This is a genomic window from Mesorhizobium sp. (assembly GCF_017306585.1).
Taxonomy (GTDB): domain Bacteria; phylum Pseudomonadota; class Alphaproteobacteria; order Rhizobiales; family Rhizobiaceae; genus Mesorhizobium.
Genome location: NZ_JAFKIC010000231.1, coordinates 1 through 19,883 on the forward strand (window position 1 = coordinate 1; position 19,883 = coordinate 19,883).

Here is a 19,883-nt window from a genome sequence, read left to right on the forward strand (position 1 = left end):
CGGGAATTGTTCGGCACGCCTTCCGGTGGATGTGTCTTGCGCTGAGAAGGCGGCGCGTGGAATGCTGTCGGCGACGCATGAAGGGGGGGCGAAATGATCGGCAACATCCTGGTCGGGCTGGTGGCCCTGATCCATGTCTATATCGTCTATCTCGAGATGATGCTGTGGGACACGCCGCGCGGGCACAAGACATTCCGGCTGACGCCGGAATTCGCAAGTGCCTCGAAGGTGCTTGCCGCCAATCAGGGCCTTTACAACGGATTTCTCGCAGCCGGCCTGATCTGGGGGCTTTACCTCGGCGCCGGAGGTTTCCAGATCAAGGTCTTCTTCCTGGCTTGCGTGGCCATTGCCGGCCTTTATGGGGCGGCAACGGTGGGCCGCAAGATCCTGTTCATCCAGACCGTGCCGGCGGTGTTGGCGCTGATCGCTGTCTGGCTCGGCTGGTAGGCAAGCCTGGTTGGTAGGCAGGCGGGGCAGGTGAGGAAAAAGGACGCCCGCGGGATTGGGGTCCCGAAGGCGCCAGGTAGTCCCTTCCTCAGGTGTCTTCCCGGATGGCTTCAGCCGTTCGGATAGTTTCCGCCGTCGGAACCATCGCCCATCATGAAGCCGCTGCCGGTGTCGATCATCAAGCGCTGGTCGACACGGTCGAGATGACTCAGCAGGTCATGATACTGAGCGGCCGGTATCCTGCCGTGATCCGACGCGGCGATCTTCTCCGCGGCCTGGCGGATCTGGTCGGTGCGCATTTCCAGGTGTGCCGCCACGGCCGGAGTAATGTTGTTGGCCTGGCGTGCGTAGACAATGCCCTGACGGACGCCTTGAGCCTGTTGGATGAGGGCTTCGACACGCGGACCTGTCATATCGGTGGGATCAGGCGTGTCCAAGGCGCCACCCCTGTGATGACCCGCGGCATACGCGGCGCCAAGCGGGGCGGCGATGAGGATTGCGGCAAGGGTTGCAGTCTTGAGAGATGCTGATGAGCGCATGGGGCGCTTCCTCCTGCTGGGAAGGAGGGCGGTCGCGCCGCTTCGCCTTCCGGTCGTCAGGGTCGTCCAGTTCCGTCGCGTCGCGATGGGAGGCATCGCCGGCGGTCCTCGGCCCTGCATGGCAAGCTAGGAGCGGCTCGGCGGGAAGTGTAATTAAAAAAAGATAATCTTTTCAGGCCTTGCCGGCCATTCCTCACGCCCTAGAGTTGAGCCGGCGAACAACTTCGCGTGAGTTCGCGTGAAGAGAATTCACCGTTCGGTGAGCTTCAGTTCAATGCGGCGGTTCTTGTTGCGCGCCTCGTCGGTGTCGGCGGGATCGAGCGGCTGGAACTCGCCGAAGCCGGCGGCCACCAGCCGGTTTGCCGGCACGCCGTTCTCGATCAGGAACTTGACCACCGAGGTCGAGCGGGCCGTCGACAGCTCCCAATTGTCGCGGTAGCGTCCATTGCCGGAGAGCGGCTTGTTGTCGGTGTGGCCGTCGACGCGCAGCACCCAGTTGATCTCAGGCGGGATTTCCTTCTGCAGTTCGATGATGGCGTCGGCGAGCTTCTTCATCTCGACCTTGCCTGCATCGTTGATGACCTCGGAGCCGGTCGGGAACAGCACTTCCGACTGGAAGACGAAGCGGTCGCCGACGATGCGGATGTTCTCGCGGTCGGCGAGAATTTCGCGCAAGCGCCCGAAGAAATCGGAGCGGTAGCGGTTCAGTTCCTGCACGCGCTGCGCCAGCGCCACGTTCAGGCGGCGGCCGAGATCGGCGATCTTGGTGTTGGAATCGCGGTCGCGGGCTTCGGAAACATTGAGCGCATCCTCCAGCGCGCCGATCTGCTTGCGCAGCGCCGCGATCTGCTGGTTGAGAATCTCGACCTGGCTCAGCGCCTGCTGGCTGATCTGGCGCTGGTTGTCGAGCTCGCCGCCAAGCTCGGCGGCGCGCTGGTTGGCGGCGTCGCCGGCGCCGGCGCCTTGCGCCAGCAATTGTTCGAGCCGGCTCTTCTCAGCTTCGGCCGCCGACAGCGAGGCCTGCAGATTGGCGAGGGAATCTTCCTTGTCCTGTGTGTTCGAGCGCTCCAGCGCCAGAAGCTGCGTCAGTTCGTTGATCTGGGAATTGAGGCGCGAAAGAACCTGGTCCTTGCCGGAGATTTCACGCCCGAGCAGGAACTGCGCCAGCACGAAGACGGTAAGCAGGAACATGATGGCGAGCAGCAGCGTCGACAGCGCGTCGACGAAGCCCGGCCAGTAATCGATGCGCCGGTCGGCGCGCCGCGCCCGTGCCAAAGCCAACTCAGTGCACTCCCTGCTTCTTCAAGGCATCGGCGATCTTTTCCAGCGTGTTGCGCATCGCCTTCTGCTCGTCGGACTGCGCTTCGACCCAGTCGCGCATGATCTGCTGCTCGGAGCGCATGTTCTTGACCAGGCCGGAAATGCCGTCGGCCAGGTTGGCCATAGCGGTGGCGACACGCGGATTGGAGCCGCCGCCATTCTCCTGCATGCTGCGCAGCCGCTCCGACAACAGGCGGATTTCGTCCGACGGTTCGGCCTTTGCCGGGTCGGAGACGACGATGTCGGACGACAGGTCGGTGACCGAGGACAGCCAGTTTTCCAGCTCGGTGTAGAAGCGGGTCTGGGCGCGTCCCGCCTGCAGATCGAGGAAGCCCAGCACCAGCGAGCCGGAAAGGCCGAACAGCGAGGACGAGAAGGCCGTGCCCATGCCGGCCAGCGGCGCCGACAGGCCCTGCTTGAGCGAGTCGAGCACGGCGGCGGCGTCGCCCGTGCCGGGGTCGAGCGATTCGATGGTCTCGCGGATCGAGCCGATCGTGTTCAAGAGGCCCCAGAAGGTGCCGAGCAGCCCCAGAAACACCAGGAGGCCGACCAGGTAGCGCGAGGTGTCGCGGCTTTCGTCGAGGCGCGTGGCGATGGAATCGAGCATGGTGCGCATCGAGGAGGTCGAGAAGGCCATCGCCGAGGAGCGGCCGATCATCGCCTTCATAGGCGCCAGCAAGACCGGTTCGGTGGTCTCCGAGCCGGCCCGGAAGGAATTGACCCAGCGCACCTCGCGAAACAGCCTTCCGACCTGGGCGAAGGCGAGCAGGATGCCGACGACGAGCACGCCGATGATCAGGCCGTTGAGGCCGGGATTGGTGACGAAGGCCGTCGAGATCTGGCGCGTGAGGATGGCGGCAATGAAGGCGACGATGGCCAGGAAGATGACCATCGTCAGCAGGAAGACCTGCGGACTCGACAGTTTGTGGGGGTCGTAGATCAGTACGTCGGAGCGCCTGCCCATGCCGAAAGATCTGAGAAAAGCCATCCGTGCCCCGTTTCCGATGCCGCCGATCACGTTGCTGGCGACTCTAAACGGAATTGTGACCAAATTGAATGGCGCTTGGCAATATTGCCGCAGGGCGCGTGTTCGGCAAATTCGGCCTGATACGGAAACCGAAGGCTGTTTGCACGATCAGAGGCGGCTGATGACCAGGCAGTCGACCATTGCCGCCAGATGCAAGCCCGCGCCGACAACGACAAAGCCGTGCCACAGCGCGTTGTGGAAGCGCAGTCCCTTCCAGGCGAAGAAAATGACGCCGCAGGAATAGACGACGCCACCGGCGACGATGAGCACGATCGATGTCGTCGGCAGGGTTTCGACGAGCGGCTTGACCAGGACAATGCCACTCCAGCCGATGGCGAGGTAGAAAACGATGGCCAGCCGGTCGAGACGTCCGGGGAAAAACACCTTGAGGGCGATGCCGGCCGCGGCGGCGGCCCAGACCAGCACGATCATCCAGCCGGCCAGCGGCGAGCCGTCGAGCTGGGCGAGGAAGGGCGTGTAGGTCGCGGCGATCAGAAGATAGATCGCGGCATGATCGAAGCGCCGCAACACCCATTTCAGCGGCGAGGACACCGGCCACAGGTTGTAGGTCAGCGATACCGAGAGCACGGTGAGCAGGGAGACGACGTAGAAGGCGGCGGCGATGTATTCGCCCGGTCCGACACGGAACGCGGCCAGCGCCAGCAGCGCCGAGCCGGCCGCGATCGCCAGCACGATGCCGACCGCATGGACGATACCGTCGGCTATCATTTCGGCGCGGGAATAGTGCCAGCGGCCGACAAAGGGGATTTCGAGTTGCGGCGGGATGTTGGTCATCAGTCGTCCTGCGTTACCCCGTATCTGGGGAATCGCCGGCCAATATTTCAAGTTTGCGTTGCGGTTTTGCGACCGCGGCGGTTCAGCGCGGGGGCAGAGGCTTCTTCACCGTCTTCAGCAGCGCGCGCTGGATGATCTCGTTGCCGGCTACGACCGAGCCGTTGTCCAGCATGTCCTGCCCGCCATCCATGTCGGAGACGAAACCGCCGGCTTCGCGGATCAAGAGCAGACCGGCGGCAATATCCCAGGCCGACAGGCCGGTTTCCCAGAAGCCGTCCATGCGGCCGGCGGCGACATAGGCGAGATCGAGAGAGGCAGAGCCAAGACGCCTGATGCCGGCGACCTCGCCCATGACGTGGCGCAGCTCGATCAGGAAGTTGCCGTGCTGGCCGCGGCCCAGATGCGGCACGCCGCAGCCGATCACGGCATCGATAAGCTTGGCGCGGCCGGCGACGCGCAGGCGGCGATCGTTCATGAAGGCGCCGCCGCCGCGTTCGACGGTATAGAGTTCGTCCATCGCCGGATTGTAGATGACGCCGGCGACAATCTGGCCCTGGCGCTCAAGCGCGATCGACACAGCGAAAAGCGGGATGCCGTGCAGGAAATTGGTGGTGCCGTCGAGCGGGTCGACGATCCAGCGGTGCTGGCCGTCATCGCCTTCGACCGTGCCACGCTCTTCCATCAGGAAGCCATAGCCGGGCCGGGCCTTCGACAGTTCGGCGAAGACGATATCCTCGGCCTTGCGGTCGGCCTGGCTGACATAGTCGCCCGGACCCTTCAGCGAGACCTGCAGGTTCTGGACCTCGCCGAAGTCGCGCGACAGCGAGCGGCCGGCCTTCATAGCGGCCTGGACCATGACGTTGAGGAGGGCTGAGCGTGCCATCGTAGTGTCTTCCTGTGCCGGCGTTTCAAACCTGGTGCATGTCGGTGACCCAGACCGGGGCCACCTGGTGGCATGCCTTAGTCAGCGCGGCGCACGTAAGTGATTTCGTTGGTGTCGACGATGATGCGTTCGCCGGCGCCGATGAAGGGTGGCACAAGCACGCGGATGCCGTTTTCCAGCACCGCCGGCTTGTAGGAGGACGCCGCCGTCTGGCCCTTCACGACCGGATCCGCCTCGGTGATGGTCAACGTTACATAATCGGGTAGCGATATGCCGATCGGCCGCTCTTCGTACAGCTGCACCGTCACCATCATGCCGTCCTGCAGGAAGGCGGCGCGGTCGCCGACGAAGTCCTTGTTCAGCTCGAGCTGCTCATAGCTTTGGGTGTCCATGAACACCAGCGCGCCATCCTGCTCGTAGAGGAAGGAAAAATCCTTGAGGTCGAGTCGGATCTGCTCGACGGTCTCGGCCGAGCGGAAGCGCTCGTTGAGCTTGGTGCCGTTGATGAGGTTCTTCAGTTCGACCTGGTTGTAGGCGCCGCCCTTGCCGGGCTTGACGGTGTTGGTCTTGACCGCCACCCAGAGGCCGCCATCGTGCTCGATGACATAGCCGGGACGGATTTCGTTGCCATTGATCTTGGCCATGATGATGCGATCCGGAATGAGATTTTCGCCGGGACAAGCGATTTAGGGGCCCCCAAGACCACAAATCGTTGGAAGAGGCAAGGGAGCGAGGCGGGTTCCGGCTGTGCGGGTGGGGCCGGATGCTGAACAGCTGCATGCCGCCGTCAGGGCAGGCGGTTCGCTTTCTGCAAGGCCTGTTTTGTCTGATCGTCGCTCAGGCCCTGCAGGAAATCGTCCATTTGCGGGTCGATGAGACCGGCGCGGCGGGCAAGGATGTACCAGGCTCCGGCGAGCACCAGGTCCGGGTCCGTGCCAATGCCTTGCATGTAGAGCTTCGCCAGGCGGTTGCGGGCGGCGATATTGCCGCCCTCGGCCGCCTGCTTGGTCCAGCCGAAAGCCGATTTCAGGTCACGGGCGCCGCCACGGCCCTCGATCATCCAGGCCGCCAGATCGATCTGCGCGGTGTCGTAGTTCTGCCTTGCGGCCTGTGCCAGGAACTGCCTTGCCTTCACATCGTCACGGGGCTTGCCGCCGACGCCGTTGGCATAAATCTGCGACATGGCGTACTGGGCATCGGCCAGACCAGTGGCGGCGGCGCGTTCATAGTACGAAACCGCCCTGGTCAGGCCCGCCTCGCCGGGGTCCTGCTGGACCAGCATCTGCGCGAAATTGAACTGCGCCAGCTGGTTGCCGGCCTCGGCGGCGGCCTGCATGAGCGCATAGGCTTCCTTTTCGTCTTTCTTGACGTAGCGGCCGTCGAGCAGCATCAGCGCATACTGGAACTGCGATTCCGGCACGCCCTGCTCGGCGGCCAGCGCGTACCATTTGGCGGCCTCCGCCGTGTTCACCGGCACACCCAGCCCGCGCGACAGGATCTCGGCCACCAGCGTCTGCGCCGTGGCATCGCCATTTTTCGCGCGGACCAAAGCGAGGTTGTAGGCCGTCTTGTAGAGACCGCGCTGGAAGGCGCCATAGGCGGCGTCCGCCGGCTTGGCCCCGAAACGGTCGGGATTGATGGTGTCGGCCGAAGGCAACGGCGCGGGTTCCGCCGTGGTGGCGGGCTGCGGCAACGGATTCTCGATCGGCTTGTCGGTATGCACGCCGGCCACTGGCTTCGCCTGCGGCACGGGAACGGTTTCGGCGGCGGCGGCCTGGATCATGACCACTGCCAGCAGGGCCTGGAGGGGAAGCCTTGCCGGGGACACGTCAATCCTCGAAGCGCGGCGCGGTTTCGTCGAGCAGCGCATTGGCCCGGGCGATGGCCGCTTTCGGATCGACGCCGTCGGCGAAGACGGCGCTCGACAATGCGACAAACTCGGCGCCGGTCGCGGCCACCGTTTCGACGGAGGCAAGATCGGATCCGGCCATGACGATGCACGGAATCTGGATCATCTGCGCCCACCATTGGCCCAGCGACAGGTTGCGCGGGTGTGGCTCGGGTTTGTTGTCGTAGCCGAAGCGGCCGAAGAAGATATAGTCGGGCCGTGTCTCGCCGAGTTCCAGCGCGTCGTCGCGCGTCTTGGCGCCCCCGGCGCCAACCATCATTTTCGCCTGCAAATGCTCGATCGTCTCGGCCAGTTCGTCCTTGCCGGTCTCGACATGGATGCCGTCGGCGTGAACGCGGCCGGCGATGCGCGTGTCGCCGGCAATGATCACGGCGGCGCCCGCGGCCTGCGCCGCCGGCACGATCTGTTCGGCGAAGGCCTGGAAGGAGGCTTCGTCCATGCCATTCTCGGGCAGCACCAGCGAGGCGACGTCGCCGCCGTCGAATGCCGCCGCGATACGGGCCGCCGGCACGCCAGGCGGCGCGATCAGCACGATGCGGCAGCGGTTGGGGGGCGTTGCGTCATTCATTGTTCTTCGATCCCGGGTTTTCGCCTATGCCGGGCGAAGATGGTTGGATTGCGGCATAGAGCAAAGCGCCGGGATTGAACAGGCCGCGCAATCGGGATCGTGTCGTCGAACGCCGGTGGCCGGCCTCTATTGAGCCGGCTCGGGATTAGATGCTTTCGACTTCCACAGCGACCAACCGAGATTCATGCCGGCCGCCGCGGTCAGGATGAGGGCTGCGCCGACGACCTGGCTGAGATGCAGGCGGTGGCCGAAGGCAATCACGTCGACCAGGATGGCGACGACGGGATAGATGAAGGACAGCGATCCCTGCAGATGGGTCGGCAGTTTCTGGATAGCGCCGTACATCAGTATGTACATCAGGCCGGTGTGGACGACGCCGAGCGTCGCCAGCATCGCCCAGCTCCACGGATCGGCGGGCAGATGAGACAGATTGGCGAGCGGCGCCAGCATGACGACGCCGACGCAGACCTGGATCAGCGCGATAAGGTGTGGCGGCGTGCCCTTGAGCCTCTTGGCGACGATAGCCGCGACCGCCCAGAAGAAGGCTGCGGCCAGCGCCATCAGGATTCCGGCAAAATAATTCGTGCCGACTTCGCCGGCGTCCGGAGCAGCCTGAACGATCAGCACCATGCCGGCGAAGGCGATGGCGAGCCAGGTCAGATTGGTCAGCGTCAACCGCTCGGCGAAGAAGAGCGCGCCGAAGCCGACCAGCATGAAGGGCTGGGTGTTGTAGACGGCGGTGGCGATGGAGATCGACGCGCGCGAAAAGGCGCTGAACAAGAGCACCCAGTTGATGACGATGGCCGCGCCGCCAAGGGCGGCAAGGGCGAGGGTGCGCGGCGACAGCCGGTTGCGCAGCAGCCCAAGCGAAGCGCAGATCACAAGCAGCGTCACCGCGCCGAATGCGCAGCGCCAGAACACCACGTCCATGATCGGCTGGCCTGACATGACGACGAACCATCCGATCGTCCCCAGGATCGCCATTGCCGCCGACATTTCGACCGTGCCGCGCACCGTATCGTTCATGATAAGCCCCTTGGACGTTGAGCTGGCATAATCTCATGCAGTCTTGGGGCTTTCTATCTCTCATGAAAGGCTGTATGGGAAAGATGCCTAATTATATTAGGTAAAGAGCGAAAATCATGAGAAAAGAAAATGCTGGATGATCTCGACCGTCGTCTGCTCGAAATCCTGGTTAGGGATGCGCGGACGTCGTTGAAGGACCTTGCCGCTGAAGTCGGTCTTTCCTCACCAAGCGTTTCGGAGCGGCTGCGGCGGCTCGAGGAGCGCGGCGTCATCCGGGCGTTCACCGTAGAGATCGATCCGCAGGCGCTGGGCTATACGCTGCAGGCGATCGTGCGGATCAAGCCCTTGCCCGGCAAGCTGCACATCGTTCAGAAGTTGATCGAGGAGATCGCCGAGTTCGGCGAATGCGACAAGGTGACGGGCGACGACTGCTTCATCGCCCGGCTGTTCGTGCGCTCGATCGGCGATCTCGACGGCATTCTCGACCGCATTGCCGACAAGGCCGAGACCAGCACCGCCATCATCAAGGCGCAGCCGATCCGGCGGCGTCCGCCACCGCTCGGGGTACAATCGGCTTCATAGTCCTGGCTGTGTCCGGCCCTGCTGGACATGCGCGGCCGGTCCGCAAGATAATTGTCAGAAGAGCGAGAAAGCATGGCACAGAATATTTATGACCAGCCGGATTTCTTCGCCGGCTACAGCCAGCTCGGCCGATCGGTCGAAGGCCTGGACGGTGCCGCCGAATGGCCGGCGCTGCGCGCGATGCTGCCTGAAATCAGCGGTCTGCGGGTCGTCGATCTCGGCTGCGGCTTCGGCTGGTTCTGCCGCTGGGCGCATGAGAACGGAGCCGCCCAGGTCCTCGGGCTGGACCTGTCGGAGAAGATGCTTGCCCGGGCGAAAGCCGCTGGGCCGGACACAGGCATTGCCTATGAGAGAGCCGATCTCGGTCAACTCAGCCTGCCGCAAGGCGGGTTCGATCTCGCCTACAGTTCGCTTGCCCTGCATTATGTCGAGGACGTCTCGCGCCTGTTCGCAACGGTGCACCAGGCGCTGGCGCCCGGCGGGCATTTCGTCTTCTCGACGGAACATCCGGTCTACATGGCGCCGACCCGGCCCGGCTGGGTGGTCGACGGAGAGGGCCGCAAGATATGGCCCGTCGACCGATACCTCGTGGAAGGTCCGCGCAAGACCGACTGGCTGGCCAAGGGCGTGATCAAGTATCATCGCACGACCGGTACGACGCTCAACGCGCTGATCGGAGCCGGCTTCACCATCGAGCGTGTCGAGGATTTCTGTCCCACGGCCGAGCAGATCGCGGCAAGGCCGGAACTGTCGGAAGAGCTCGAACGGCCGATGTTCCTGCTCGTCTCGGCACGGCGCTAGGCCACGGCGGGCCGCCACAATCGGCGAGCCACAATTTGCTGTCGCCCGACCGGTGAATCTCGGCTATTCAGGGCCTACGCGCTTTCCCTCCAGACCAGCCCCTCCCATGTCAGGCCTGCTTCTCGATCCGTGGTTCTACGCGGCCGCCATTCCGGCGGTCATCCTGGTCGGCCTGTCCAAGGGCGGCTTCGGTGGCGCCGTCGGCTTCGTCGGCGTGCCGCTGATGGCGCTGACCATCCCGCCGGTGCAGGCGGCCGCCATCCTGCTGCCGATCCTGTGCCTGATGGATATCGTTTCCGTCTGGACGTGGTGGGGCGTGTATGACCGCAAGATGCTGGTCGACATGATGCCTGGCGCCGTCATCGGCATCGGCCTCGGCTGGCTGACCGCCGCGCTGGTCACAGAAGAGGCGGTGCGGCTGATCGTCGGCGCGGTGGCCATCATCTTCGTGCTGCGCTGGCTGTATCTGCAGTTCCGCCATGGCTCCGACCATGCCGCCGAGCCCAATCGGGTGGCTGCTGCCCTCTGGGGAACGGTCGCCGGCTTCACCAGCTTCGTCGCCCATGTCGGCGGTCCGCCCTTCCAGGTCTACGCCTTGCCGATCCGGCTCGACCCCAAAATCCTGTCGGGGACAGCCGCGATCTTCTTTGCCGCCACCAATGCCCTGAAGCTCGTGCCCTATTTCGCGCTCGGTCAGTTCGACACCGCCAACCTGACGGCATCCGCCGTACTCATGCCGCTGGCGCCGCTCTCGACCATCGCGGGCGCCTGGCTGGTGCGGCGCATGCGGCCGGAGATCTTCTATCCCTTCACCTATGCCACGGTCGCGGTGGTGGCGGTGAAGCTGCTCTGGGACGGGATAGCCGGCCTGATGTAGAGAGCGGGGCGGCGCTCGCGCCGCCTCCGAATCGCAAGACGTCATGCGGCGCTGGGCGCCAGGCGACGGGCCCCACTGAAGGCCAGTATGGCGCCTGTTATCACGACCAAGGCCATCGCCGCCAGAATGCCGATGTCGTGCACCGTCGGCTTCAGCACCATGTCGGCGACGATGACCAGCATCACCGCATAATCCAGGCGCGCGGCGCGCATCATGCGCTCGCCGATCTCCAGCACAGCAGGCGTGACGCCGTCCCTGGCGACCATCGCGCCCATGCGCTCGCCCGTCGGCTTGAAGATGAACATGCCGATGGAAAAGGTGGTCGCGTAACCGACGAGGCCGATGACGATCCAGAGATCGGAAAAGCCGACCCAGAAGCCGCACATGATGAGACCGAAGACGAGGGTCAGCATCGACATCGGCGCGAAGAACCGGCCGCCCAGCTGGCCGCTGGCGCGCATTGCCTGGAGCTTCTCCTCGATGTTGCCGGCGCGCTGGGCAAGCGCGCCGAGGAGGAAAAGCACGAAGCCTCCTCCAACCCATAGCATTGCCGTGGCGACGTGAAGGAATTTGACGATCGAATACCAGTCCATGTGTTGCTCCCGAGGCAAATATTGCGAGTTCGCGGCGGCGCGGATTTGCGCCGGCCGTCGGAGGAGCGGGCGTCTAGCGCGGCGGCTGTTTCGGGATAATGCCGCGAAAAGGCAGGGCTCTGTTTCGGCATCGAGTAAAAAAGGGATTGCTAATATGGAAATCCCGCGCCGGCTTTTTCTGGTAAGCTCGCAGGCTCCGGGGAGGGGTTGGCGCGACATCGTGCGGAAACAGAGCCGATGCTAGTGCGCCGATGCCGGGAGCCCGGCGGCGAGACGATTCGCCTGGAGATCAACCCATTCCCGAAACGGGAAAAGGCATTTGGGGGAACTGACATGCAAGGGGTAGCCCGGAATTTCTTCACTTTGGCCATCATCTATGCGCTATGCGGCATGGCGCTCGGCATTCACATGGCGATCAGCCAGGACCACGGCCAGATGCCGACACATGCCCACATCATGGTCGCGGGGTGGCTGATGTCGGCGGTTTTCGCCTTCTTCTACCATCTGTTTCCGGCAGCCGGGCAGAAGACCCTCGCGGTCATCCATTTCTGGCTGACGGCGATCAGCGGCATCGGGCTCATGATCGGCCTCTATATCCTGCTTGCCGGCCATGAGGCGATCGAGCCGTTGCTCGGGATCGCTTCCATGGGGTTCTACGCAGGCATGCTGCTGTTCGCCTTCATTGCCTTGCCGACGGTCTGGAAAAAGGCCTGATCAGAGCCCGCCGGACTGTGCTGTTACGGCACAGAAGGACGGCGTTCGGTTAAAAAACATCGGCGCCGTTAAAGGTTCATTAAGCTTTACAGGCGTTTACTATGTGCATCCAGTGATCTGGATTCTTACCGAGTGGTTGGAGCCACTTTGTTTGACGCCTCCCTGTTAAACTCCTGAGAGCCGCCTTATCCGCGGCTCTTTTTTTGTCCGCATTCCGGCGGCGCGCCGCCGGACGGAACGCCGTTAACCTTCTGTTAAACATGTGCTTGCCTTCACCCCCTGTGAAGCGCATTTTCAAGCTTCAGTCATATAGGGTGCCGGGTGTATCGGCAGTGAGCCGTATCGGCCGGTTGCAAGTGCAGGGGCGTAATCAATGAACGAGCCTTCGAAGGGCAGCGCGAAAACCGTCAAGCTGGCGGAACGCCGGGTGTTTTCGCACTCCTTCAAACCGCTCTACCAGGAAGGCATGGGCCTGGTCGAACAGGCGGCCGAGTATCTCGACGGCAAGGGCCGGGCCGAGGCGAAGAAACTGTCTCGGCTGGCGGCGACGCTCTACGCGGCCGAATCGATGCGGCTGACCACCAGGCTGATGCAGGTCGCTTCCTGGCTGCTTCTGCAGCGCGCCGCCAATTCCGGCGAGATGACGCGCGATCAGGTCGCTTCGGAAAAGTCCAAGGTGCGCCTCGACACGGCTTCCGCCCATGACGAGGCAGCCGGCTGGGCCGAACTGCCCAAGGATTTCCTCGACCTCGTCAACCGCTCGCTGCGCCTGCAGGCGCTGGTGCGCCGCATGGACGACGAGATCTACGGCGCCGGCGCCATGGTCGACATGCAGCCGGTGGCGCGCCGTCCCAATCCGGTCTCCGACCAGATCAGCCTGCTCAACACGGCCTTCGCCCGCAACTAACCCGCCAGCGTTTCCGGTTTGTTCACATTTCGCTGGCATCGCTGTCGGCGAAAGGTAGGATGGCCGGATGGGGGACGCGATTCGCATCATCGGTATCGATCCGGGGCTCAGGCGCACCGGCTGGGGCATCGTCGAGAGCCTCGGTAATTCCTTGCGCTTCGTTGCCTCGGGCACGGTGCGCTCAGAAGACAAGGCGGCCCTGGCGACGCGGCTCTGCCAGTTGCATGACGGGCTCGCCGAAATCCTGCATCAGGCAATGCCGCACGAGGCGGCCGTCGAACAGACCTTCGTCAACAAGGATGCCGTGGCGACATTGAAGCTCGGCCAGGCGCGTGGGATCGCCATGCTGGTGCCGGCGCGGGCAGGTCTCGTCGTCGCCGAATACGCGCCCAATGCGGTGAAGAAGGCCGTGATCGGCGTCGGCCATGGCGACAAGAAGCAGATCCACATGATGGTGAAGGTGCTGCTGCCGAAGGCGATCTTCGACACCGAGCATGCCGCCGACGCGCTCGCCATCGCGATCTGCCATGCCCATCACCGCCAGAGCGCGGCCTACCGGATGGCGCTTGCCGGTTAGGCGTGTTCTTGACTTGTTCACGTCTTGACGATAAGTAATACCTCAGGGGTATTACCATGCGCGTGACCACCAAAGGACAAGTTACAATCCCCAAGCCTATCAGGGACCAACTGGGCATCGGCCCCGGTTCCGAGGTAGAGTTCGTGGCCACCGACCGGGGCGTCCAGCTGGTTGCCGTCAACGAGGATCTCTCCCAGGAGGAGAAATTGCGCAGGTTCAGTGATGTCCTCGATCGTATGGCGGGGACACTGGATTTGGGAGGGATGACCACCGATCAGTACATGGAATGGTTGAGGGGCCCGCGTGAAGATCTCGACGTTGATTGACACAAATGTCCTGATCGACGTTTGGGGATCGGCCGGACCGCTGAAAGAATGGTCGGCGTCGGCGATCGCTGCCTGCCGCCGCGACGGTGCCTTGATCGTCAACACGATCATCTGGTCCGAGTTGGCGCCGTTGATCGCGACGGAGACGGCGCTTCGAAAAGCGGCCGACATGCTGGAGATGGACCGCGAACTTGTCCCCTGGGAGGCAGCATTCCTCGCCGGCGTCACGCATTCGCGCTATCGCCGGGCCGGCGGTGTCCGGGAAAGGACCTTGCCCGATTTTTTCATAGGCGCTCATGCCACCGTTGCCGGACATCGCCTTCTGACACGCGATGCCGCGCGCTATCGCAGCTACTTTCCTGACCTCCACATCATATCGCCGGAAACGCATCCATGAGGGCCTATCTTCCATGAAAGACCAGGCATGATCGGCAAGCTCAAGGGCACGCTGGACGAGATCGACGAAGACCATTGCCTCGTCGATGTGCATGGCGTCGGCTACGTCGCCTACTGTTCGGCGCGAACGCTTGCCGCACTGCCTTCGCCCGGCGAAGCGGTGGTGCTGTTCATCGAGACCTATGTTCGCGAGGACATGATCCGGCTCTACGGCTTCCAGTCGGCGCTGGAGCGCGAATGGTTCCGGCTGTTGATGAACAATGTGCAGGGCGTCGGCGCCAAGGTGGCGCTGGCCATACTGTCGACACTGGCGCCGGCGGACCTGGCCAATGCGATCGCGCTGCGCGACATCGCCATGGTTTCTCGTGCGCCCGGCGTCGGCAAGAAGGTGGCCGAGCGCATCGTCACGGAGCTGAAGGCCAAGGCTCCGGCCTATGCGGGCGCAGCATCGGGTACGATCGGCCTCAAGCAGGAGCTCGGCGAGGGCGTCGCCCCGGCGCCGATCACCGACGCGGTCTCGGCGCTCGTCAATCTCGGCTATTCCCGCGACATCGCCGCCAATGCCGTGTCGGCGGCGCTGAAGACGGCGGGTGAGGGCGCCGATGCGTCCAAGCTGATCCGCTTCGGGCTGAAGGAACTGGCGCGGTGATGGTTGAAGACAAATTCCAACTACGATATGCTTGGTAAGTAATTTCTCAGAAAGTAGGAAAATGGGCGCATATGCAAGCCTGACGTCGAAGGGCCAGCTGACCATCCCGAAGGACGTGCGGGACGCTCTGTCGCTCAAGGCGGGCGACATGATCGCCTGGACCGTGGTGGATGGTTATCTGGTCGGAACGCCTCGCAATCTGGAATTCGACGACCTCGCTGGATTTTTGGGAGATCCGCCAGGCGGCCCGGCATCGTTTGAAGAAATCGATGCCGCGGTGCGCGAGGCTGTTGGACGGCATGTCGTAGGAGAAACGCCAAAGAGCGGACAGGGCAGCGCGTGACGTCGGTAGGCATCGATACGAATGTTTTGCTGCGGATGGTGCTGAACGATGACGCTGAGCAAAGGGCAAGCGCCATCGCGTTCGGGAAAGGCCTCACTGAAAAGACCCCGGGCTTTGTCAGCCTGATCGTTCTCGTAGAATTTAGCTGGTCGCTGATTTCGCGCTATAGGATGCCCAAGGAACAGGTGCTCGCGGCAATCCAAAGACTGCTGAAGATCAGAACGTTGGTGTTCGAGGATTTCGATGCCATCGTGATAGCACTCGAAAGATCCAACGCGCCGCAAGTTGACTTTGCTGATGCGCTGATCGCCGAGCACAACCTGAATCTGGGCTGTTCGCATACGGTCACGTTCGATCGGCGAGCCGCCGGGGCCATCGCCAGCATGGAACTGCTTGCATGACCCTTTCCCCCCGCCTCATCGCTCCCGAAAAACGCGGCGAGGATGCCGACCAGACCCTGCGGCCGCAGACGCTCGACGATTTCGTCGGCCAAGCGGCGGTGCGGGCCAATCTCAAGATCTTCATCGAGGCGGCCAAGGGGCGCAAGGAAGCGCTCGACCATGTGCTGTTCGTCGGGCCGCCGGGTCTCGGCAAGACGACGCTGGCGCAGATCATGGCGCGCGAGCTCGGCGTCAATTTCCGCTCGACCTCAGGGCCGGTGATTGCAAAGGCCGGCGATCTGGCGGCGCTGCTCACCAATCTTGAAGAGGGCGACGTTCTCTTCATCGACGAAATCCACCGGTTGAACCCGGCGGTGGAGGAAATCCTCTATCCCGCGATGGAGGATTTCCAGCTCGACCTGATCATCGGCGAAGGGCCGGCGGCGCGTTCGGTCAAGATCGATCTTGCCCGCTTCACGCTGGTCGCGGCCACCACGCGGCTGGGCCTGCTCACCAATCCGCTGCGCGACCGCTTCGGCATTCCGGTGCGGCTCAACTTCTACACGGTCGAGGAACTGGAACAGATCGTGCGGCGCGGCGCGCGCATCCTGCAGATGCCGCTCGGCGAGGATGGCGCGCTGGAGATCGCACGGCGCGCGCGCGGCACGCCGCGCATCGCCGGCCGGCTGCTGCGCCGTGTGCGCGATTTCGCCTCGGTCGCCGGCGACGGTCATGTCGACCGCGTCATCGCCGATGAGGCGCTCACCCGGCTGGAGGTCGACGCGCTCGGCCTCGACGCGCTCGACCGCCGCTATCTCAATATGATCGCGCGCAATTTCGGCGGCGGTCCCGTCGGTATCGAGACGATCGCGGCCGGGCTCTCCGAGCCGCGCGACGCGATCGAGGACATCATCGAGCCCTATCTGATCCAGCAGGGCTTCATCCAGCGCACGCCGCGCGGCCGTATGCTGACGGCCAATGCCTGGCGCCATCTCGGCCTCGACGCGCCGAAGGATCTGGCGCAGCAGCAGATCAACCTGTTCCAGGAGGAATAGAAGGATAGCGGTCAGGCGTGGGCGCGGATTCCCAGATCGGCGATCAAAGCCCAGCGATCAAGCATCAGTGAACAGGCCTGCGCAAATTCTCCTCATCTTCGCCGGCTTGCGGGCGTATTCGTGGAATTTATCGCAGCCTCGCGGCATGCCGCCGTGATCCGAGTGCCGGAGCCAATCAATGATAAGCAGACGCGGGTTCCTGCGCTTCATCGGCGGATCGTTCCTGTCGGTCGCCTCGTTCAGCGCCTATGCCGTCGGCATCGAGCCGATGCTCTTGACGCATGTGAAGCGCTATGCGCTGACGCCGCCGCATTGGCCTGACGGCCTGAAGCTGCGCGTCGTCGCGCTCGCCGATATCCATGCCTGCCGGCCTTGGATGACGCCGGAGCGGATCGCTTCGCTGGCCGAAGAGGCGAATGCCTTGCAGCCGGACCTGATCGTGCTGCTCGGCGACTATATCGCTGGCATGCGCCTCGTCTCGAAAAGGGTGACGCCACCGGAATGGGCCGGCGCCCTGTCGGGCCTGAAGGCGCCGCTCGGCGTGTTGTCGATCCTGGGCAATCACGACTGGTGGGCCGACGGCTTCGCGCAGCGCGCCGAGGCTGGTCCGACGATCGCGCGCAAGGCCCTGGAAAAGGCCGGCATCCCGGTTCTGGAAAACGATGCCGTGCGCCTGGAGAAGGACGGTCATGGCGTGTGGATCGCCGGCCTCGCCGACCAGTTGGCGCTGTTGCCGAAAAGGCAGCATGAGCCGCCCAGGGGACTGGACGACCTCGACGGCACACTGGCCAAGATCAGCGACACTTCGCCCGTCATACTGCTGGCGCACGAGCCGGACATTTTCCCAAAAGTGCCGTGGCGCGTGTCGCTGACGCTGTCGGGACATACCCATGGCGGGCAGGTGCGGTTGTTCGGCTATTCGCCGATCGTGCCGTCGCAGTACGGCAACCGCTACGCCTATGGCCATGTCGTGGAGAACGACCGCAACCTGATCGTGTCTGGCGGGCTCGGCTTCAGTAACCTGCCCATCCGCTTCGGCATGCGTCCGGAGATATTGCAGATCGACCTCGGCTGATCGCCTTCAGGGCAGGCTTCGGATCGCGTTCAAGACATCGGGCTCGGCCTTGTCGCCGTTGAAGGCATCGACGATGCCGAAGGCGCCGCCATAGCTCCACACCGACCAGGAGAAGCCGTGCGCCTCGGCGCGCGCGATCATATCCCGGACATAGGCGGCGCGATATTCGCCCGGCACGACATATGCGTTGCCGTATTCCTGGCGGATCATGCCGAACTCGCCCAGCGTGATGTTTTCCGGCTTGATGCCGTTGGCTTTCGCCCAGGCCTCGACCTTCTTGAATGGCGCATCCATCAGCCCGAGCAGTTTTTGCGGGCTGTCCATGCTTGCGACCTGCTCGTCGAGATAGGCAAGCAGGCCGCTCTGCCGGGTCCAGGGCGCCTCCGCCTTGATGCGAGCGCGGATGGTGTCGAGCGTCACGTCGAGCTGCGCCTTGGGCACCGCTGTCAGCGGATAGGGCAGGCCTGTCACATAGGGGATGAAATCGCCGGCCCAGGTCGCGCCCTGATGGGTAAGCAGGAACGGATCGTAGGAATGAAAAGTCCAGATGATGTTGTCGTCGGGGATTGCCTTGGGATCGATCTTGTCCAGCGACGAAGCGGCGGAATAGCAGGCGCCGGTCAGCACCAGAGTCAGTTTGGTCGCCGAGGATCGCGCCGCGGCGAACAGCTTGCGCTGGCGTTCTGGCCAGAGGCTTGTGCCGTCGGCGTCGCAGTCGACGATCGGCTCGTTCATCAGTTCGAAGGCGACCCTTTGCGGATCCTCCCCGGCGAGCGTGCGGCCCATCCTGCGCACCATGTCGACATAGCGCTCGAAGGTCTGGGGATCGTCCATCACCTCGGCCATGCCGACCTTGCGGCTGCCGCCAGCCGGGATCAGGTGCATGTCGACGATCACCTTCAGGCCGGCGCGGTTGATCATGCGCACGGAGTCCAGCACGCTGGCATAGAGGTCGTCGCGCAGGGCCTCGGTCTTGTCGGACAGGAAAGGCGAGGGGTCGACCGGCATGCGCAGGAAATCGAAGCCGGTGTCCTTCAGGGCCTTCAAATCCTCGTCCTTGAGGAATTTGCGCCATTCCGGATAGGGCAGGATAGCCTTGGCATCGCCCCATTGATCCTGGCCGGGCCAGGTGACCCACTGGTCGAGGTTGAGGCCGCGCTTCATCGAGAAGGCGGCGCCCTGCCCAGGCAGAGCTGAAACGATCAGCACAAGCAGCGCCGCCATCAAGGTCTTGATCATCGCCGTCAACAGTGCCATCGGGTTCATGCGCCGAAATTACGTGCCTTGTCGGGACTGAAAAAGGAAGCGCAATGGACGATCATGGTGAATCGGCGACGCTGCTGGCGGGCATTTCCGGCGCGCTGACCGCATTCGGCCACCGGCTGATGGCGCGGGTCTACTATGCCGACACGGATTTTTCAGGCGTCGTCTACCACGCGCGCTATCTGGAATTCCTCGAGCGCGGCCGCTCCGACTATCTCAGGCTGACCGGCGTCCACCATACCGAACTTGCCAGCGGCAGCCATGGCGAAAGAATAGTCTGGGTGGTGCGCCGCATGGAGATCGACTTCCGAGCGCCGGCCCACATCGACGATATCCTGACCGTCGATACCCGCACCGATAGCATTTCGGGGGCCCGCATCTTCATGGCGCAACAGCTCAAGCGCGGTGACGAGGTGCTGGTCGAGGCCAAGGTCGAGGCGGCGATCATCGGCGAGAATGGCAGGCCAAGGCGGTTTCCCAGGGAGTGGGTCGCGGCGTTCATGCCCCCGGTGGGCTGACATCAGGCCAATGCCCGTGGCGCCCCGCTGGCATCAGCCCTAACCCGGTGGAACCATGGCGTTGAGCAGCCGGCTTGCGGCAATGCGCCGCGCCTTGGCGGCTAACCCATCCTTAACCATAACGGTTCATGAAGAGATTGGTGAAGATTGGCGTCATCCAGCGCCTTCGTTTCACCAATATTTGCCCCGAAAAGGCCGCGAAAGGCTCGGTTTGGGGTGTCCGGTAGCTTCGTGCGAACCGACCACAAGGGATGCCAGGGGCCAGCCGCCAGCTTCGCCCGGAAAATCTTAAGGACGTTACGATGGAACATAT

27 protein-coding genes are annotated in these 19,883 nt (G+C 63.6%); 15 read left to right on the forward strand and 12 right to left on the reverse strand.

Annotated elements, in window-relative coordinates; all coding sequences use genetic code 11:
• Positions 1-93: 93 nt before the first annotated feature.
• Positions 94-447: a DUF1304 domain-containing protein gene (locus J0I79_RS28145; protein ID WP_292867037.1), complete on the forward strand. Its 354-nt coding sequence runs from the start codon at positions 94-96 to the stop codon at positions 445-447.
• A 110-nt stretch (positions 448-557) separates the two neighbouring features.
• On the opposite strand, the gene J0I79_RS28150 is transcribed toward J0I79_RS28145, so the two are convergent.
• The 9 genes from J0I79_RS28150 to J0I79_RS28190 all read right to left on the reverse strand — a co-directional run bounded on the left by J0I79_RS28150 (position 558) and on the right by J0I79_RS28190 (position 8,514).
• Positions 558-986 (reverse strand): hypothetical protein, encoded by a 429-nt coding sequence (locus J0I79_RS28150; RefSeq protein ID WP_292867039.1) that lies wholly within the window; start codon positions 984-986, stop codon positions 558-560.
• Positions 987-1,235: 249 nt separating this feature from the next.
• Positions 1,236-2,267: a peptidoglycan -binding protein gene (locus tag J0I79_RS28155; protein WP_292867041.1), complete on the reverse strand. Its 1,032-nt coding sequence runs from the start codon at positions 2,265-2,267 to the stop codon at positions 1,236-1,238.
• A 1-nt stretch (position 2,268) separates the two neighbouring features.
• Positions 2,269-3,294: a MotA/TolQ/ExbB proton channel family protein gene (locus tag J0I79_RS28160; protein WP_292867043.1), complete on the reverse strand. Its 1,026-nt coding sequence runs from the start codon at positions 3,292-3,294 to the stop codon at positions 2,269-2,271.
• Positions 3,295-3,441: 147 nt separating this feature from the next.
• The gene (locus J0I79_RS28165) at positions 3,442-4,128 is read right to left on the reverse strand and encodes a hemolysin III family protein (RefSeq protein ID WP_292867046.1); all 687 of its coding nucleotides are present in this window, start codon (positions 4,126-4,128) and stop codon (positions 3,442-3,444) included.
• A gap of 82 nt (positions 4,129-4,210) precedes the next feature.
• The gene (locus J0I79_RS28170) at positions 4,211-5,011 is read right to left on the reverse strand and encodes an inositol monophosphatase family protein (RefSeq protein ID WP_292867048.1); all 801 of its coding nucleotides are present in this window, start codon (positions 5,009-5,011) and stop codon (positions 4,211-4,213) included.
• Positions 5,012-5,088: 77 nt separating this feature from the next.
• A complete protein-coding gene (efp, locus tag J0I79_RS28175) occupies positions 5,089-5,655 on the reverse strand; it encodes an elongation factor P (RefSeq protein WP_292867050.1) in 567 nt (188 codons plus the stop codon).
• Between the two features lie 143 nt (positions 5,656-5,798).
• Entirely contained in the window at positions 5,799-6,839 is a 1,041-nt protein-coding gene (locus J0I79_RS28180) for a tetratricopeptide repeat protein (protein WP_292867052.1), read from the reverse strand.
• 1 nt (position 6,840) lies between these two features.
• Positions 6,841-7,488, reverse strand: a complete 648-nt coding sequence (locus J0I79_RS28185; RefSeq protein WP_292867054.1) for a thiamine phosphate synthase — start codon at positions 7,486-7,488, stop codon at positions 6,841-6,843.
• Positions 7,489-7,614: 126 nt separating this feature from the next.
• Positions 7,615-8,514, reverse strand: coding sequence for a DMT family transporter (locus J0I79_RS28190; protein ID WP_292867056.1), 900 nt, complete (start codon positions 8,512-8,514; stop codon positions 7,615-7,617).
• A gap of 129 nt (positions 8,515-8,643) precedes the next feature.
• On the opposite strand from J0I79_RS28190, the gene J0I79_RS28195 reads away from it, so the two are divergent.
• The 3 genes from J0I79_RS28195 to J0I79_RS28205 all read left to right on the forward strand — a co-directional run bounded on the left by J0I79_RS28195 (position 8,644) and on the right by J0I79_RS28205 (position 10,774).
• Positions 8,644-9,096, forward strand: a complete 453-nt coding sequence (locus tag J0I79_RS28195) for an Lrp/AsnC family transcriptional regulator (RefSeq protein WP_292867058.1) — start codon at positions 8,644-8,646, stop codon at positions 9,094-9,096.
• Between the two features lie 72 nt (positions 9,097-9,168).
• Complete coding sequence (locus J0I79_RS28200; protein ID WP_292867060.1) at positions 9,169-9,897, forward strand: class I SAM-dependent methyltransferase; 729 nt, start codon at positions 9,169-9,171, stop codon at positions 9,895-9,897.
• A 106-nt stretch (positions 9,898-10,003) separates the two neighbouring features.
• Positions 10,004-10,774 (forward strand): sulfite exporter TauE/SafE family protein, encoded by a 771-nt coding sequence (locus J0I79_RS28205; RefSeq protein WP_292867062.1) that lies wholly within the window; start codon positions 10,004-10,006, stop codon positions 10,772-10,774.
• A 41-nt stretch (positions 10,775-10,815) separates the two neighbouring features.
• Here J0I79_RS28205 and J0I79_RS28210 read toward each other — a convergent pair whose 3' ends face one another.
• On the reverse strand, positions 10,816-11,367 hold the full coding sequence (locus J0I79_RS28210) for a DUF2269 family protein (protein ID WP_292867064.1): 552 nt from the start codon (positions 11,365-11,367) through the stop codon (positions 10,816-10,818).
• Positions 11,368-11,700: 333 nt separating this feature from the next.
• Between J0I79_RS28210 and J0I79_RS28215 the strand changes: the two genes are divergently transcribed.
• From J0I79_RS28215 to J0I79_RS28260, 10 genes are all read left to right on the forward strand, one after another.
• On the forward strand, positions 11,701-12,081 hold the full coding sequence (locus J0I79_RS28215) for a hypothetical protein (RefSeq protein ID WP_292867066.1): 381 nt from the start codon (positions 11,701-11,703) through the stop codon (positions 12,079-12,081).
• 373 nt (positions 12,082-12,454) lie between these two features.
• Positions 12,455-12,988, forward strand: a complete 534-nt coding sequence (locus tag J0I79_RS28220) for a DUF1465 family protein (RefSeq protein ID WP_292867068.1) — start codon at positions 12,455-12,457, stop codon at positions 12,986-12,988.
• Positions 12,989-13,055: 67 nt separating this feature from the next.
• Entirely contained in the window at positions 13,056-13,565 is a 510-nt protein-coding gene (ruvC, locus tag J0I79_RS28225) for a crossover junction endodeoxyribonuclease RuvC (RefSeq protein ID WP_292867070.1), read from the forward strand.
• 56 nt (positions 13,566-13,621) lie between these two features.
• The gene (locus tag J0I79_RS28230) at positions 13,622-13,891 is read left to right on the forward strand and encodes an AbrB/MazE/SpoVT family DNA-binding domain-containing protein (RefSeq protein ID WP_292867072.1); all 270 of its coding nucleotides are present in this window, start codon (positions 13,622-13,624) and stop codon (positions 13,889-13,891) included.
• Positions 13,869-14,288, forward strand: coding sequence for a type II toxin-antitoxin system VapC family toxin (locus J0I79_RS28235; RefSeq protein ID WP_292867074.1), 420 nt, complete (start codon positions 13,869-13,871; stop codon positions 14,286-14,288). Before J0I79_RS28230 ends, J0I79_RS28235 begins: the two co-directional genes overlap by 23 nt.
• Before the next feature lie 27 nt (positions 14,289-14,315).
• Positions 14,316-14,936: a Holliday junction branch migration protein RuvA gene (gene ruvA, locus J0I79_RS28240; protein ID WP_137932951.1), complete on the forward strand. Its 621-nt coding sequence runs from the start codon at positions 14,316-14,318 to the stop codon at positions 14,934-14,936.
• A gap of 61 nt (positions 14,937-14,997) precedes the next feature.
• Entirely contained in the window at positions 14,998-15,279 is a 282-nt protein-coding gene (locus tag J0I79_RS28245; RefSeq protein ID WP_292867077.1) for an AbrB/MazE/SpoVT family DNA-binding domain-containing protein, read from the forward strand.
• Entirely contained in the window at positions 15,276-15,680 is a 405-nt protein-coding gene (locus J0I79_RS28250) for a type II toxin-antitoxin system VapC family toxin (RefSeq protein WP_292867079.1), read from the forward strand. Before J0I79_RS28245 ends, J0I79_RS28250 begins: the two co-directional genes overlap by 4 nt.
• On the forward strand, positions 15,677-16,714 hold the full coding sequence (ruvB, locus tag J0I79_RS28255; RefSeq protein ID WP_292867080.1) for a Holliday junction branch migration DNA helicase RuvB: 1,038 nt from the start codon (positions 15,677-15,679) through the stop codon (positions 16,712-16,714). Before J0I79_RS28250 ends, ruvB begins: the two co-directional genes overlap by 4 nt.
• A 178-nt stretch (positions 16,715-16,892) precedes the next feature.
• Positions 16,893-17,789, forward strand: a complete 897-nt coding sequence (locus J0I79_RS28260) for a metallophosphoesterase (protein WP_292867082.1) — start codon at positions 16,893-16,895, stop codon at positions 17,787-17,789.
• Between the two features lie 6 nt (positions 17,790-17,795).
• Here J0I79_RS28260 and J0I79_RS28265 read toward each other — a convergent pair whose 3' ends face one another.
• Positions 17,796-19,046: a cellulase family glycosylhydrolase gene (locus J0I79_RS28265; protein WP_292867084.1), complete on the reverse strand. Its 1,251-nt coding sequence runs from the start codon at positions 19,044-19,046 to the stop codon at positions 17,796-17,798.
• Positions 19,047-19,099: 53 nt separating this feature from the next.
• Here J0I79_RS28265 and ybgC point away from each other — a divergent pair, with 53 nt between their 5' ends.
• Complete coding sequence (gene ybgC / locus J0I79_RS28270; RefSeq protein WP_292867086.1) at positions 19,100-19,570, forward strand: tol-pal system-associated acyl-CoA thioesterase; 471 nt, start codon at positions 19,100-19,102, stop codon at positions 19,568-19,570.
• Positions 19,571-19,671: 101 nt separating this feature from the next.
• Here ybgC and J0I79_RS28275 read toward each other — a convergent pair.
• On the reverse strand, positions 19,672-19,883 hold a 212-nt coding region (locus tag J0I79_RS28275; protein WP_292867087.1), incomplete at its 5' end, for a hypothetical protein.